This window comes from Pseudomonas sp. 21, from assembly GCF_000955805.1.
Lineage (GTDB): Bacteria > Pseudomonadota > Gammaproteobacteria > Pseudomonadales > Pseudomonadaceae > Pseudomonas.
Window position 1 is genome coordinate 541446 of record NZ_JYOA01000001.1, and the last position, 15064, is coordinate 556509.

The window sequence follows — 15064 nt, forward strand, 5'->3', positions numbered from 1 at the left end:
GATGCCCCTGCTGGTCATATATACGTTTTCAAAACAGGACCCCCGCTTTGTGGGCTTGGGTCCTAGGGACTGTACCGCCGGACAATATTCCGGCGGCACAGGTGTCGCTCTTTCATGATCTTTGGGCGCAAGGCCCGCAGATCAAGTGCCGCTCTGCAGCAGCATGTTACGGATGTGACCGATTGCCTTGGTGGGGTTCAGACCCTTCGGGCAGACGTTCACGCAGTTCATGATCCCGCGGCAGCGGAAGACGCTGAACGGGTCATCCAGGCTCGCCAGGCGCGCCTGAGTTTCGGTGTCACGGCTGTCGGCCAGGAAGCGATAGGCTTGCAGCAGTGCGGCGGGACCCAGGAACTTGTCGGGATTCCACCAGAACGACGGGCAGGAGGTCGAGCAGCAGGCGCACAGGATGCACTCGTACAGACCGTCCAGCTTCTCGCGCTCTTCCGGGCTTTGCAGACGTTCGATGGCCGGAGCTGCATATTTGTTCTGCAGGAACGGCTTCACGCTCTCGTACTGCTTGTAGAAGATGCGCATGTCGACGACCAGGTCACGGATGACCGGCAGGCCGGGCAGCGGGCGAATAACCAGCTTGCCACCCTTCAGGCCCACGGCCGACAAGGGGGTGATGCAGGCCAGGCCGTTCTTGCCATTCATGTTCATACCGTCGGAACCGCACACGCCTTCACGGCAGGAACGACGGTAGGAGAAGCCCTCGTCCTGTTCCTTGATCAGCGCCAGCACGTCCAGGACCATGATGTCCTTGCCGTCGGTATCGACCTGGAAGTCCTGCATGTAAGGTGCAGCGTCCTTCTCAGGGTTGTAGCGGTAAACACTCACTTGCAACATGGCGGGCACCCTTAGTAAGTACGAACCTTGGGTTCGAATGCCGGAACAGTTTTCGGCGCGAAGTTGACGGCACGCTTGGCTACACGCTTCTCACCCGGGAAGTACAGGGTGTGGCACAGCCAGTTCTCGTCATCGCGCTCCTCGAAGTCTTCACGGGCATGCGCGCCGCGGGACTCTTTGCGGGCTTCTGCCGCAATCGCAGTGGCTTCGGCCACTTCGAGGAGGTTCTGCAGTTCCAGCGCTTCGATACGCGCCGTGTTGAATGCCTGGCTCTTGTCGTTGATCTTGACCGCGGCGATACGCTCACGCAGATCAGCCAGCTGAGCGATACCTTTCTGCATGTATTCGCCGGTACGGAATACACCGAAGTAGTTCTGCATGCAGGATTGCAGCTCGCGCTTGAGCGGAGCGACTTCTTCGCCGCTGGTGCGCTCGTTCACGCCGTTCAGGCGCTTGAAAGCGGATTCCAGGTCGGACTCGGATGCCTGGCGGTGCTCGATACCATCCTTGAGCGCCTTCTCCAGGTGCAGACCGGTGGCACGACCGAACACAACCAGGTCGAGCAGCGAGTTGCCGCCCAGGCGGTTGGCGCCGTGTACCGATACGCAAGCCACTTCGCCTACGGCGAACAGGCCTTCGATGATCTGCTCGTTGCCGTTGGCGTCCATGGTCAGGGCCTGGCCATGAATGTTGGTGGCAACGCCGCCCATCATGTAGTGGCAGGTCGGGATAACCGGGATCGGAGCGACAACCGGGTCAACGTGGGCGAAGGTCTTGGACAGTTCGCAGATGCCAGGCAGGCGGCTGTGCAGAACTTCTTCGCCGAGGTGGTCGAGCTTCAGCAGTACGTGGTCCTTGTTCGGGCCCACGCCGTTGCCGGCGATCACTTCCTTGACCATGGAACGGGCAACCACGTCGCGGCCGGCCAGGTCTTTCGCGTTCGGAGCGTAACGCTCCATGAAACGCTCGCCGTGGGCGTTGATCAGGTAGCCACCTTCACCGCGGCAGCCTTCGGTAACCAGTACACCAGCGCCGGCGATGCCGGTCGGGTGGAACTGCCACATCTCGATGTCCTGCACCGGCACGCCAGCGCGCAGGGCCATACCGATGCCGTCACCGGTGTTGATCAGGGCGTTGGTGGTGGAGGCGTAGATACGGCCGGCACCGCCGGTGGCCAGGACCACGGCTTTGGAGCGGATATAAACGGTGTCGCCGGTTTCGATGTCGATGGCGATGACGCCAACCACATGACCGTCCTGGTTCTTCACCAGGTCAACGGCGTACCACTCATTAAGGAAGGACGTACCGCTCTTCAGGTTGGCCTGATAGAGGGTGTGCAGCAGGGCGTGACCGGTACGGTCGGCTGCGGCGCAGGTACGGGCAGCCTGGCCACCCTTGCCGAAGTCCTTGGACTGGCCACCGAACGGACGCTGGTAGATGCGGCCCTGCTCGGTACGGGAGAACGGCAGGCCCATGTGTTCCAGTTCGAACACGGCTTCCGGGCCGACGGAGCACATGTATTCGATAGCGTCCTGGTCACCGATGTAGTCGGAGCCCTTGACGGTATCGTACATGTGCCAGCGCCAATCGTCGTTCGGGTCGGCCGAAGCGATGGCGCAGGTGATGCCGCCCTGGGCGGATACGGTGTGCGAACGGGTCGGGAAGACCTTGGTCACCACGGCAGTCTTGTGACCACCCTGGGCCAGTTGCAGCGCAGCGCGCATGCCGGCGCCGCCACCACCAACGATGATTGCGTCGAAGGAAAGAGTACGAATGCTAGCCATGGATCAGTTACCCCAGAGAATCTGCACACCCCAGACGAAGAATGCGAACATGGCCATGCCGCATACCGCCTGGACGAGGAAACGCACGACAGTCGCGGACTTGCCCAGCGCCATCGGAGTCAGGTAGTCGGTAGTGATGGTCCACATACCAACCCACGCGTGCACGCTCAGGGAAACCAGCGTCAACAGGCTGAAAATCTTCATCAGGCTGTGGGAGAACAGACCATGCCACTCGGCGTAGGTAATACCCGGGTGAGCGATCAGGAAGCCCAGCAGGAAGAGAACATAAGCCGCGAGAACGACCGCGGAGACGCGCTGGACCATCCAGTCATAGAGACCCGAACGCGACAAGTTAGTGACGTTAGTTACCATACCCATACCCCCGCCAGAACGATCAGCACCACTGCGACAGCGATGACGATTTTCGAACCACGCTTACCGCCTTCCAGCGTTTCGCCAATACCTGCGTCCATGACGAGATGACGAATACCGGCTACCAGGTGGTACAGGAGCGCAGACAGCAGGCCCCAGATCACAAGCTTGACCAACGGATGGGTCAGACACGCCTTCACCTGCTCGAAGCTTTCTTCCGAAGCGAGGGAACGATCCAGTGCGAACAGCAGCACTGCGATGCCCACGAACAGAATGACGCCAGAGATACGGTGGAGAATCGACGTGTAAGCAGTGATAGGGAGTTGGATGGTCCTTAGGTCTAGGTTTACGGGTCGTTTGCTATTCACGGCTTTTTTCACACTGAGAGCCCTTCTATGGATCAGGGCTAGTTGTCGGGAGGTGCACTTGTCAGGTACCCATCACCTTCGGGAGTGACAACCACCAATCAAGCGAGGCCGGACGGCCCTTGGCGGCTGGTCGCCGAGTATAGACAGTTAGGCTCCTAATGACAACGGAAAGACCTCCACCTAAGGACTAATTGCCGCACCCCCAGAAAAGGCGTAAACAGGCAAATTTTTCCGGCAAAACAGGGGCTTGGAGGAGCCAAACTTCTCCGATTGTGCAAATTGACATTCGGATTTATCTCTCTATAGTGGTGCGGGCCCTGCGTGGGGGGTCGTACAGATGATTTCAAGCATAAATAGGAGGCCATCATGGCTGACAAAAAAGCGCAGTTGATCATCGAGGGCGCTGCCCCCGTCGAACTGCCCGTCCTCTCCGGCACGCTGGGTCCCGATGTAGTCGACGTGCGGGGCCTGACCTCCACGGGTCACTTCACTTTCGACCCCGGCTTCATGTCCACCGCCTCCTGCGAGTCGAAGATCACCTACATCGACGGTGATAAAGGTGTACTGCTGCATCGCGGCTACCCGATCGAACAGCTCGCCGAAAAGTCCGACTACCTGGAAACCTGCTACCTGCTGCTCAACGGCGAACTTCCGACTGCCGAGCAGAAGGAAAAGTTCGTCGGTACCATCAAGAACCACACCATGGTTCATGAACAGCTGAAGACCTTCTTCAACGGTTTCCGCCGTGATGCGCACCCGATGGCCGTGATGTGCGGCGTGATCGGTGCCCTCTCCGCCTTCTACCACGACTCCCTGGACATCAATAATCCGAAGCACCGGGAAGTCTCGGCGCATCGTCTGATCGCCAAGATGCCGACCATCGCTGCCATGGTGTACAAGTACTCCAAGGGCGAGCCGATGATGTACCCGCGCAACGACCTGAACTATGCAGAAAACTTCCTGCATATGATGTTCAACACCCCTTGCGAGACCAAGCCGATCAGCCCTGTGCTGGCCAAGGCCATGGACCGCATCTTCATCCTGCACGCCGACCACGAGCAGAACGCCTCCACCTCCACCGTGCGCCTGGCGGGCTCCTCGGGTGCCAACCCGTTCGCCTGTATCGCCTCGGGCATCGCTGCCCTGTGGGGACCGGCTCACGGCGGTGCGAACGAAGCCGTCCTGCGCATGCTGGACGAAATCGGTGACGTATCGAACATCGAGAAGTTCGTGGCCAAGGCCAAGGACAAGAACGATCCGTTCAAGCTGATGGGCTTCGGCCACCGCGTGTACAAGAACTTCGACCCACGCGCCAAGGTCATGAAACAGACCTGCGACGAGGTTCTCCAGGAGCTGGGCATCAACGACCCGCAACTGGAACTGGCCATGAAGCTGGAAGAAATCGCCCGCCACGATCCCTACTTCGTGGAGCGCAACCTCTACCCGAACGTGGACTTCTACTCCGGCATCATCCTGAAGGCCATCGGCATTCCGACCAGCATGTTCACCGTGATCTTCGCCCTGGCACGCACCGTGGGCTGGATCTCGCACTGGCAGGAAATGCTCTCCGGCCCGTACAAGATTGGCCGCCCGCGCCAGCTGTACACCGGCGCCACCCAGCGCGACTTCGTGGACCTCAAGGCCCGCTAAGCGCTACGGCGTAAAAGAAAAGGCCGCCTTCGGGCGGCCTTTTTATTGCCCCGGCTTTTCTGTAGGAGCGAGCTTGCTCGCGAACTCCTTGACGCCAATGCGGCCGGAAACCCCATTCGCGAGCAAGCTCGCTCCTACGAAGAGCCGGCCGGCACACGATTGCAGGATCATGCCATGCACGCGACCGCGGTCATGGCCTGTTTATACAGAAACGAGAAAGCCGCCCGAAGGCGGCTTTTCGTGGGTCAGAATGCAGCGCTTTTACTTCTCGGCAGCGCTGCGCAGGCCCTTCAGGGTGTTCATCGGGGCATCGACCACGAAGCTGTTGGCCAGCCAGGACGGGATGCTGCCGCCCGGCTCGGTCTGTACCTGGTAAGTCACTTCGGTCACGCCGGCGCCCTTGGGTACCAGCTTCCACTCGCCGATCAGCTTCGGCACGCGGATTTCACCCTTCTCTTCCGGAATGTAGGTCGGCTCGGCCTTCAGGTGACGGATCAGGCCGCCATCGGCGGTCTTCTCGGTGGTCACATGGATCACCACGTCGCGGCCGGTCACCGGCCAGGGCATGTCGATCTTCGAGTAGGTCCAGGAGTTGTCGCCTTCGGTTTTCAGCAGGCGCATTTCGGCGCAGGCGTGGATCCACTTGCAGGAACCAGCCACGTCTTCCTGCAGGGCGTTGATCTTGGCCACATCGGCCTTGATGTCGACGACGCCACGGTAGGCCTTGTACTTGGAGCCGGCCACAGGGCTGAGGAAGACCTTCACGCCGTCTTCTTCCTTCTCCAGCTTCCAGTCTTCCGCCAGGGCAGCACCGGCAAAGCCCATCACGGCAGTGGCCAGCAGGGTCATACGCAATACACCACGCATCGTCTTACCTCTCTTTATTCTTGGTCTCGTGGGGGGCAGCAGATGCCGCCGCCCCGTCGCAATCCGCGGTCTTGAGCGGGTCGGGGCGTCAGTATGGACCGCGAAAACGTGACTTCCAAGTCACATCAGGCGGCGGTGATGCGTTCCCACTCGGTGAGGATCAGCAGGGCCTGCTCGTTGCTGCTGCCGCAGGCATCGGCGTCCGCCTCGAAGGCCGCACAGACCTTTGGACGCCGCGAATCGCCGAATAGTTTGCACAGATTGCGTTCATCCAGTTGCACGCAGCGCACGCCCGCCGGCTTGCCGTCGGGCATGCCGGGGATGGGCGAGGAAATCGACGGCGCTATGCAGCAGGCGCCACAGCCGATACGGCATTGCATGGATGAACTCTCTACTCGACGTCAAGGATTGGAGCGCAGCAGTCCCTGCTCACGCAGCGCCTCTACCAGGTGCTCGCCATCGGCGGAGCCAGCGCGGTAGAACACCGCCGGCTCGCCAATCGGCGCGGGGACTTCGACCACACCGCCGGAGGCCACCTCGAAGGTGCTGCCGCTCCACAGGTGCACCCAGCGCCCCTCGGGCAACGTCACGCTCAGACGCTGCACGCCGGGCTCCAGCACCGGGGCCACCAGAAATTGGTCGCCGAGCATATAGCTCGTCGGCGTTTCCGCCAAGCTGGCCGGATCAGCGGGGAATTCCAGCCACAGCGGGCGCACCAGCGGCCAGCCATGCTGCGCCGCCTCGTCCATCAGGCGCCGACGGTACGGCGCCAGCTCGCGGAACACCGTGGCGAAGCGCTGCAACTGCGCCACGGTGGCCGGTGCGCTGTAGGCCTGCACGTTGTCGTCCGGGCGATTACCCTCGTGGGTGCGCAGCAGGCTGGTGAAGGCGGAAAACTCCATCCAGCGCAGCAGCAGCTCCTCGCTGCGGTGGTAGTTCCGGATCGGGCTGCTGATGGTGGTGTAGCCGCCGGTATCGCTGTGATTCAGGCTGAAGCCGGAGACGCCGCCGGACAGTAGCCCCAGCAGCGCACTGTGCAGACCGTCGTCGGCGTCCCAGGTCACCAGCTGGTCGCCCAGCCACAGGCTGGTGGTCAGGCCCGGGCTGCGGCTGTAGGCGGAGCGCATGAAGAACAGCAGCTCGCCAGGCCCTTCCGCGTCCACCAGTTGCCGGTTCAGCTTCGCCCACAGCTCCGGATAGCGATTATGCAGAACGGACGCCGGCTCACCGGATGCCAGCTTCGCCTCATAGGGTAGCGCCTCGCCGAAGTCCGCCATCCAGCCGGAGAAGCCCGCACCGAGCATTTCCTCGCGCATCACCCCGCGCAGCCAGTCAGCCGCCCGGGGATTGGTCAGGTCGACCAGACCCGCGCTGAAGCTGGTGTTCTGCAACAGCAGCGGTTGCCCCTGCTGATCCAGGGTCAGATAGCCATGATCCAGCGCTTCCCGATAGAGATTGCGGGTCGCTCCACCCTTCTCCGCCGTGTCCACTAGGAAGGGGTTCACGTAAGCCAGGCTGCGAACGCCCTTGGCCCGGAGCTCGGCATTGAAGGCCAGCCAACCCGGATAGCGCTCGCCATCGAGCACCCAGTTCCACCACAGTTGCTTGCCGAAACTGGTAGTGCGCTGGCCGACCCAGTCCTGCACCCAGACGCCGGCCAGCGGCACCTTCGCTTGCTCCAGCTGGTGGACGATACCGCGCACCCGCTCGGTGCCGCCCTGCAGCCCGAGGATCGCCCCCTGCTGCGTCCAGGCCGGCAACGGCGGCATGCGCCCGACTACCGAGGTGTGCGCCTCGATCAGTGCCTTGGGACTGTTTCCTTTATAGAAGTGCGCCTTGAGTTTGCCGGCGTGCACTTCCAGCGCCACGCGCTGGTCGTCGCGCAGGTCGAAGACCTGGTACTCCGACGCCTCGCTGAAGAAGCCGTGCAGGCGCGAGGTGAGATAGAAAGGCACCGGTGCATAGGTGGTCCACCAGTCGCCACCGGCGCGGGCGCTCAGGTCGGCCGCCAGGGTGATCGGCTGCAAACCGCGCCCGACGCCCTGCTCCTGCACCAGGATCGGCAGACGGCGCCCGCTCAGGTCGAAACGGGTGAACTGCTCGCCGAAGCCGTGGAACTGCTCGTCCGCCTCCCGTGCCCAGGCCAGGTAAAGACGGTTCAGCGCCGGATCGCCCAGGCTCACGTCCATCACCACGCCACGCTCACCGTCGGCACGCAGCGCCAGTGTATAAGGCGCTTGTCGGCCGTCAGCGCAACCCAGCGTTCCGGAGATCAGCAACCGGTCCGCTTCAGCGCGCACGGCAGTCAACTGTTGCTGGCGGCACAGCCGTTCGCGGTGTTCGTGGATGAACATCGCGCCGCGATGCTCTTCGGCCTCGACGCGACCGATGCCCGCGGCCAGGAACCCTCCACGGGTCTGCCACAGCGTCTGCGCAGGGTGCTCGCCCGCGAGCAGGGCGAAGGATGCGCCGTCCCACTCCAGGCGATAGTCGCCCAGCTTCCAGCTCTGCCCGGCTGCCATGGCCGGCGCCACCGTCAGCTGCGCCCAGACCGGCCGCTGCTGCCACCACTGCCAGCCTTTCCAGCCGCCGAACGCCAGCACACCCAGCGCCAGCAACACCGCGCCTCCCCGCAACAAGAATCTGATCACTATCCCGCCCCTTGGCTGTCGCGCGGCGCTCCACTAGGCTCAGGCGCAGTCCCCCTCTGGAGCCTCTGCCATGCCGGTCTGGCTGCAAACCGCGTTTCTTTTGTCGCTTTCCAACCTGTTCATGACCTTCGCCTGGTACGGCCACCTGAAAACCCTGAGCAGCAAGCCGTGGATCATCGCGGCGCTGGTCAGCTGGGGCATCGCACTCTTCGAATATTTATTGCAGGTGCCGGCCAACCGCATCGGCTACACGGTGATGTCGGTGGGGCAACTGAAGATCATGCAGGAGGTCATCACGCTGGCGGTCTTCGTGCCGTTCAGCGTGTACTTCATGCAGCAGCCACTGAAGCTCGACTACTTGTGGGCCGGCTTGTGCCTGCTGGGCGCGGTGTACTTTATCTTCCGCGCCTGAGGCGGGCATGAGCAGCGCACGACGATCTCTGCGACCGATGGCGCCACCTGCGGGGAATAGAGCGGGTCAGGACTCGGGCGAGTCCTGGAGGCGAGTGATCAGGCTGGAGGTATCCCAGCGCCCGCCACCGGCGGCCTGCACCTCGGCATAAAACTGGTCGACCAGCGCCGTGACCGGCAATTGCGCGCCGTTGCGGCGAGCCTCGTCGAGCACGATCGCCAGGTCCTTGCGCATCCAGTCCACCGCGAAACCGAAGTCGAAGCGCCCTTCCAGCATGCTCTGGTGGCGATTCTCCAATTGCCAGGATTGCGCCGCGCCCTTGCTGATCACTTCCATGGCAGCCATGCCGTCGAGGCCAGCGCTCTGGGCGAAGTGCAGCGCCTCGGACAACCCCTGAAGCAGGCCGCCGACGCAGATCTGGTTGACCATCTTGGTCAGTTGACCGCTGCCCACCGGCCCCATGCGCCGCACCATCCGCGAATAGGTAGTAATCACCGGCTCCGCGCGGGCGTAGAGGCTTGCATCGCCGCCGACCATCACCGTCAGCGCACCGTTCTCGGCGCCGGCCTGGCCGCCGGACACCGGCGCATCGAGGAAGCCCAGTTCGCGCTCGGCCGCCGCCACCGCCAGCTCGCGGGCCACTTCGGCCGAGGCGGTGGTGTGGTCCACCAGCACGGAGCCGGGCTGCATGCCGGCCAACGCGCCCTCCTCGCCCAGCACCACACTGCGCAGGTCGTCATCGTTACCCACGCAGCACATGACGAAATCGGCCCACTGCGCGGCATCACGCGGGGTATCGGCCGAGCGGCCGCCGAACTGCCTGACCCACTGGGCGGCGCGGCTCGCGGTGCGGTTGTAGACGCACACCTCATGCCCTTCGCGCGCCAGGTGCCCGGCCATGGGGTAACCCATCACGCCCAGGCCGATAAAAGCCACTTTCGCCATCGCAGTCCCCTTGTCCGATCCAGTCGCTCAGCCTAGCACAGCGGTTTGCCGGTCCCGCAAACGCCTTCCATACTCGATTCGAACCCAACTTTCGAACCCAACCACGAGCACCGACTATGCCCCACTGGCTGGTGATCGACCTGGAAGCCACCACCGAGGAAGGCGGCTGGCCGGTCGAGGAAATGGAGATCATCGAGATCGGCGCCAGCCTGGTAGCCGAGGCTGACGGCCGCGAACTGGACCATTTCCAGCGTTTCGTCCGCCCGCAGCGGCGCCCGCTGCTGACGACCTTCTGTCGCGAACTCACCCACATCACCCAGGCCAACGTCGATGCCGCCGCACCGCTGCGCGAGGTCTGGCCGCAGTTCGAGCGCTGGCTTGCCCAGCACAGCCCGCGACTGGCCGGCTGGACCAGTTGGGGCGACTACGACCGCCACCAGCTGGAACTGGAATGGCGCCGCCAGCACCTGGACAGCCACCTGTCCCGCGTCCCCCACGTCAACCTCAAGCAGCGCTTCGCCCAGGCCCGTCAACTCAAGCGTCAGGTTGGCCTGAATGCCGCGCTGCACCTGGCCGGCCTGCACTTCCAGGGGCAGCCGCACCGCGCCCTGGAAGACGCCCGCAATACCGCCCGCCTGCTGCCGCTGACCCTGCCCGTGGCCGGCTGAAAAGGCCGGAATATCGCCGACCTGGCACTGACCGCACGGTCGCCTGCGCCGCTCTAGTGACGGGGCCTGCGCCCTTGGGCATACTGGCGGGCCCTTTTTCACCCCTCTAGCAGGAGAAGCCCATGTTCAAGGTCAACGAGTACTTCGACGGCACCGTCAAATCCATCGCCTTCGACATGACCGCAGGCCCCGCCACCATCGGCGTGATGGCTCCCGGCGAATACGAATTCGGCACCAGCCAGCTGGAGGTGATGCACGTCGTCGCCGGCGCGCTGACCGTCAAGCTGCCGGGCAGCGACAGCTGGGAAACCTTCGAAGGCGGCAGCAACTTCACCGTGCCGGCCAACAGCAAGTTCCAGCTGAAAGTCGCCCAGGACACCGCCTACCTCTGCGAATACCGCTGAGTTCGGCTGTTCCATGAAAAACCGGCCCTGGTGGCCGGTTTTTTATTGTCCGCGCACAGGGTGGATCAAACCTGTAGGAGCGAGCTTGCTCGCGAACCACTTCCCGGCGGCTCCGGCGCTCGGCTGTTCGCGAGCAAGGACTGGGCGTCCCCCTCGGTCCTACGAAGAGCAGCTATGCAGGCCAGCCTCAAGATCAGCCCGCAGCCCCGCATCCTTCTCCGCGATGAACACCAGCCGCGATCCCTGCGCCGCCTCAGCCGCCGTGGCCGGGCGCAACTGATAGCGCCCGCCCACGTATTGCAGCCAGACCGTCTCTCCCTGCCCCGCCAGGCGAATCAGCCCCTTGAGGCGCAGCAGGCCGCGCGGCAACGCCTCCAGCCAGTGCTTCAGCTGCGCGCCGTCGAAGCTCTCATCGCCCTGCCAGCTCCAGCTGTCGAACAGGTCGCCATGGTCGACTCCTTCCTGCCCATGGGGCCGGAGCTTGCGCGACGGCTCGCCCAGCAGCAACTCATCGGGAATCTGTGCCTGGATGGTTTCCAGCACCCGCGCGCCACGGCCGAAGCGCTCACGCTGGGCAGCCAGCTCATCGGCTTGGAGCAGGTCGCACTTGTTCAGCAGCAGCAGATCGGCGGCGGCGGCCTGCATGCGTTCCAGCCGCGCATACTCGCCTTCCAGCGGTTCACGGCGAGCAGCGTCGACCACGGTCAGCACCGCATCCAGGTGCAGGCGCCGGCGCAGCTTCGGGTAGCCCAGCGTCTGCACGATGCGCTGCGGGTCGGACACCCCGCTGCACTCGATCACCACCTGTTCCAGCGGCGGGTGCATATTCGCCAGCCGTTCCAGCTGCGCCAGCAGATCGTCCTGCACGCTGCAGCAGATGCAGCCGTTCTCCAGGCTGTACACCGCCTCGGTCTGCTCGGCGATCATGCCGGCATCGATGTTCAGCTCGCCGAAGTCATTGACGATCACTGCCAGGCGCCTGCCTTCGCAGCGCTCCAGCAGGTTGCGCAGCAGCGTGGTCTTGCCGGCGCCGAGAAAGCCGGCGACCACCGTCACCGGGATGCTCGCGGCATTCATGCGTTGACCCCTTCGATGCGCGGCGGCTCGCCTTGCCACACCGCTGCCAGGGCGGTATCGCTGAACTGGCCGAGGCGGTCATACACGGGGCGGCCCTCGACGAACGTCAGCTGCACCTCGGTGCGATGGATGTAGTTGCGCGCCGGTTGCTCGAAGAGGTTGCGGTCGAGCACGATGAAGTCCGCCGACTTGCCCGTCTCCAGGCTGCCGGTGAGCTTCTCCAGGCCCATGGCATAGGCACCATTGAGCGTCGCCACGCGGATTGCCTGCTCCAGGCTGATCGGCTCGCCGAAGCAGGCCGGGTCGTCGTTCCAGGGATTCTGCCGAGTCACCAGGGTTTCCAGCGCCAGCCACGGGTCGATGGACGCCACTGGCCAGTCGGTGCCGAACACCGCAATGCCGCCGGCGGCCAGCACGCCCTTGAAGTCATAGATGCGCTTCAGGCGATCCATGCCGTAACCCGAGCGCGCCCCGCTGGCGAAGGGCGTCGGGTACCAGGCCGCCGGGGAAAACTCGGCGATCACTTCCAGCTCGCGGAAGCGCTTGAGGTTACCCGGATGCAGGATGGTGCTGTGCGCGCACTGATGGCGCACGCCACTGAAACCGTTGCGCCGGCGCGCTTCGGCCACCGCATCGAGGAACACGTCGGAAGCCGCGTCGCCGGTGCAGTGAGCGATGACGCGGATGCCGCGGCGATCCATGTCCACCACCATGTCGGTGATGTGCTCCGGCGTCAGGTTGAGCTTGCCGCGCCAGGCGTCTTCGCCCGGCCAGGGGGTGATGAGGAAGGAAGAGCGCGGTTCGACGGTGCCGTCGAAGTGGAATTTCACCGCGTTCGCCGACAGCCGCGCGCTGCGGTAATAGTGGCGCTCGCCGGCGAGCAGCTCCCAGCGGCGACGCACCGGGAAGATGTCGTCCTGCCAGCTGATCGCCGCCTCCACGCGCAGGGTCAGTTGGCCGGCGTCGTCGAGGTACTTGAGGGCGTCCAGGCGGTTCTCGCAGACGTGCAGGTACTTGGCCGCGGTGACGCCGCGCGAGCTCTGGAAGTGCACGCCTTCGCGGTAAGACTGGCGCAGGACCTTGGCCGGGGTCGGCGGCATGGCCGCGTGGATCAGCGCGTAGGCGCCATCGATCAGCAGTCCGTTGGGCTCGCCGGTCAGTTCGTCGCGCTCCAGGTAACCGTTGCGCGGGTCGGCGGTGCTGGCGTCGATGCCCGCCAGCTCCAGTGCCCGGGAGTTGACCATCATGGTGCCCCACATGCGGTCGAGCAGCGCCACGGGGCGATCCGGCAGGATACTGTCGAGCCACTCGCGGCCCGGCTTCAGCCCGGCTTCGCGGAAGGTGTAGCGCACCCAGTACTGGCCGTAGACCCAGCCATCGCCCGGGTGGCTGTCGGCATAGTCCCGAATGGCCTTTGCAAGCTGCTCCGGGGTCGGGTCCTCGATGCCGACGTCGAGGTCGTCGGCGTAGCGCGGGTTCAGCGCCAGGTCCGGGTGGGTGTGCATGTCGTGCAGGCCGGGCATGCAGAACGCGCCTTCGAGGTCGCGCACCAGGGTGTCCGGGCCGATCAGGTGCTCCATCTCTTCGCGACGGCCCACCGCCAGCAGCCGACCATCGCGGATGGCCACGGCCTCGGCCCAGGGCTGGGCGGGGTCCAGGGTGTAGAAGCGGCCGTTGTGCAGCAGCAGTTCGGCGAAACGGCCGGTGGGGGAGTTGGAGGAGCGGAAGCGGTCCGGAGCGGTCATGGGAAGCCCTTGTTGTTCTTGTCCGTGGGCGCAGTATAGGGCTCGACTTTCAGCCACTGACTAGCACAAGATGACAACTCGCTAGCACTAAACGACAGGTTGACCGCGCGAATGCCCACCGCTTCCTTCGACATCGATTACGCCGCGCGCCAGCTGTTCCGCCACTTCCTCGACGAGTGGCGCGCCCGCCCCGCCCTGCCGGCACTTGCACCCTTGCTGGGAGGTCTCGGGCTGCCCAGCAACAGCGAAGCGGCCGCCGCCGACATGAACTTCGCCCGCTACTATCGCCTGCTGCAGCAGGCCGCCGGGTTGCTTGGCCCCAGCGACTTCTTCCTGCGCCTGGGCCAGCGCTACAACCTCTATGACCTGGGGGTGATCGGCTACGCGCTGATCAGCGCGGCGAACCTGCGGCGCTCCTGGGACATCTCCCTCGGCCAGCCGTCGAGCCTGATGCCGCACCCGATCCACACCCATCGCGAGGAAGTCGGCGAGCACATCCGCCTGACGCTCCAGCTACCGCCGTTCGGCGAGGTGGAACGCATCGCCCTCTGCGAGGAATGGCTGAGCAGCACCTGGCGCTGGCTGTGCCAGCGACTGCCGGACCTGGAGACCTGCGCCGGCATGCAACTGCACCTGCCCTACCCGCCGCCGGCCCATGCGGCGCTGTATGGCGAGCTCTTCCCCGGCACCTGCCATTTCAATGCCGGCCAGGCCGAGCTGTGGATGCCAAAGGCATTCCATGACCGCCCCTTCTCCACCGCCAACCCCTCGGTGAGCCGGCTGTGCCAGGCCCAGGGCGCGGCAACGCTGGCCAGCTTCGAGCGCGGCCCGGCGCTGCCGGACGACGTGCGCTACTACCTGTTGCAGAACGCGCGCATCCCCCTGCCGGACCTGGAGCAGACCGCCGCCTGGCTGCGCCTGCCGCCGCATACGCTGCAACGTCGGCTGCGCGAGCATGGGCTGACCTTCAAGGGAATAGTGCTGGAGGTGCGGATGGCGCTGGCCCAGCGTTACCTGCTGGCCAGCCGGATGGCGTTGCAGGAGATCGCCTTCCTGCTCGGCTACGAACACGTCACCAGTTTCCACCGGGCTTTCCAGCGATTTACCGGGACGACGCCGGAGCGTTTTCGCGCCGACGCTGGAAGAAACCTGTAGGACGCGCGGGGGCGCCCAGCCCATGCGCACGATCGCGGACGCAACCCGCTCCTATAAGAGACGAGGTGGCGATAGGTTCCAGCTTGCGCAGATGCCCCCCTGTAGGAGCGCGCCATG

At 64.4% G+C, this 15064-nt stretch carries 14 protein-coding genes and 1 pseudogene; 5 read left to right on the forward strand and 10 right to left on the reverse strand.

Annotation, left to right across the window (positions count from 1 at the left end):
• Positions 1–141: 141 nt before the first annotated feature.
• From UB43_RS02350 to sdhC, 4 genes are read right to left on the reverse strand one after another with little or no spacing between them, the layout of a single operon-like run.
• Complete coding sequence (locus tag UB43_RS02350; RefSeq protein WP_045208028.1) at positions 142–849, reverse strand: succinate dehydrogenase iron-sulfur subunit; 708 nt, start codon at positions 847–849, stop codon at positions 142–144.
• An 11-nt stretch (positions 850–860) separates the two neighbouring features.
• Positions 861–2633, reverse strand: coding sequence for a succinate dehydrogenase flavoprotein subunit (gene sdhA / locus UB43_RS02355; protein ID WP_045208031.1), 1773 nt, complete (start codon positions 2631–2633; stop codon positions 861–863).
• Between the two features lie 3 nt (positions 2634–2636).
• Positions 2637–3005, reverse strand: coding sequence for a succinate dehydrogenase, hydrophobic membrane anchor protein (gene sdhD, locus UB43_RS02360; RefSeq protein ID WP_024765472.1), 369 nt, complete (start codon positions 3003–3005; stop codon positions 2637–2639).
• The gene (gene sdhC / locus UB43_RS02365) at positions 2999–3385 is read right to left on the reverse strand and encodes a succinate dehydrogenase, cytochrome b556 subunit (RefSeq protein WP_167523168.1); all 387 of its coding nucleotides are present in this window, start codon (positions 3383–3385) and stop codon (positions 2999–3001) included. Before sdhC ends, sdhD begins: the two co-directional genes overlap by 7 nt.
• A 354-nt stretch (positions 3386–3739) precedes the next feature.
• Here sdhC and gltA point away from each other — a divergent pair, with 354 nt between their 5' ends.
• Positions 3740–5023, forward strand: coding sequence for a citrate synthase (gene gltA, locus UB43_RS02370; RefSeq protein WP_045208034.1), 1284 nt, complete (start codon positions 3740–3742; stop codon positions 5021–5023).
• Positions 5024–5284: 261 nt separating this feature from the next.
• Here the strand turns inward: gltA and UB43_RS02375 are convergent, their stop codons facing one another.
• From UB43_RS02375 to UB43_RS02385, 3 genes are all read right to left on the reverse strand, one after another.
• Positions 5285–5890 carry an START domain-containing protein gene (locus UB43_RS02375; RefSeq protein ID WP_045208037.1) on the reverse strand — a complete coding sequence of 202 codons (606 nt, stop codon included), beginning with the start codon at positions 5888–5890 and terminating at the stop codon, positions 5285–5287.
• Positions 5891–6015: 125 nt separating this feature from the next.
• Entirely contained in the window at positions 6016–6270 is a 255-nt protein-coding gene (locus UB43_RS02380) for a YkgJ family cysteine cluster protein (RefSeq protein WP_045208039.1), read from the reverse strand.
• A 21-nt stretch (positions 6271–6291) separates the two neighbouring features.
• Positions 6292–8541, reverse strand: a complete 2250-nt coding sequence (locus UB43_RS02385; RefSeq protein ID WP_156160321.1) for an alpha-glucosidase — start codon at positions 8539–8541, stop codon at positions 6292–6294.
• 70 nt (positions 8542–8611) lie between these two features.
• Here UB43_RS02385 and UB43_RS02390 point away from each other — a divergent pair, with 70 nt between their 5' ends.
• On the forward strand, positions 8612–8953 hold the full coding sequence (locus UB43_RS02390) for a DMT family protein (RefSeq protein ID WP_045208042.1): 342 nt from the start codon (positions 8612–8614) through the stop codon (positions 8951–8953).
• Positions 8954–9019: 66 nt separating this feature from the next.
• On the opposite strand, the pseudogene UB43_RS02395 reads toward UB43_RS02390, so the two are convergent.
• Positions 9020–9907: pseudogene (locus tag UB43_RS02395) on the reverse strand (NAD(P)-dependent oxidoreductase); the annotation flags it as partial.
• Between the two features lie 107 nt (positions 9908–10014).
• Here UB43_RS02395 and UB43_RS02400 point away from each other — a divergent pair.
• Together UB43_RS02400 and UB43_RS02405 are read left to right on the forward strand one after the other, a co-directional pair.
• A complete protein-coding gene (locus tag UB43_RS02400; RefSeq protein WP_045208048.1) occupies positions 10015–10566 on the forward strand; it encodes an exonuclease domain-containing protein in 552 nt (183 codons plus the stop codon).
• Between the two features lie 122 nt (positions 10567–10688).
• Entirely contained in the window at positions 10689–10970 is a 282-nt protein-coding gene (locus UB43_RS02405; RefSeq protein ID WP_024765480.1) for a pyrimidine/purine nucleoside phosphorylase, read from the forward strand.
• Between the two features lie 159 nt (positions 10971–11129).
• Here the strand turns inward: UB43_RS02405 and UB43_RS02410 are convergent, their stop codons facing one another.
• Both UB43_RS02410 and UB43_RS02415 read right to left on the reverse strand, forming a co-directional pair.
• Positions 11130–12047, reverse strand: a complete 918-nt coding sequence (locus UB43_RS02410) for a GTP-binding protein (RefSeq protein ID WP_045208051.1) — start codon at positions 12045–12047, stop codon at positions 11130–11132.
• Positions 12044–13792, reverse strand: a complete 1749-nt coding sequence (locus UB43_RS02415; RefSeq protein ID WP_045208053.1) for an amidohydrolase — start codon at positions 13790–13792, stop codon at positions 12044–12046. The genes UB43_RS02410 and UB43_RS02415 overlap by 4 nt, the downstream gene beginning before the upstream one ends.
• A gap of 111 nt (positions 13793–13903) precedes the next feature.
• Between UB43_RS02415 and UB43_RS02420 the strand changes: the two genes are divergently transcribed.
• The gene (locus UB43_RS02420; protein WP_045208055.1) at positions 13904–14947 is read left to right on the forward strand and encodes an AraC family transcriptional regulator; all 1044 of its coding nucleotides are present in this window, start codon (positions 13904–13906) and stop codon (positions 14945–14947) included.
• Positions 14948–15064 lie beyond the last annotated feature (117 nt).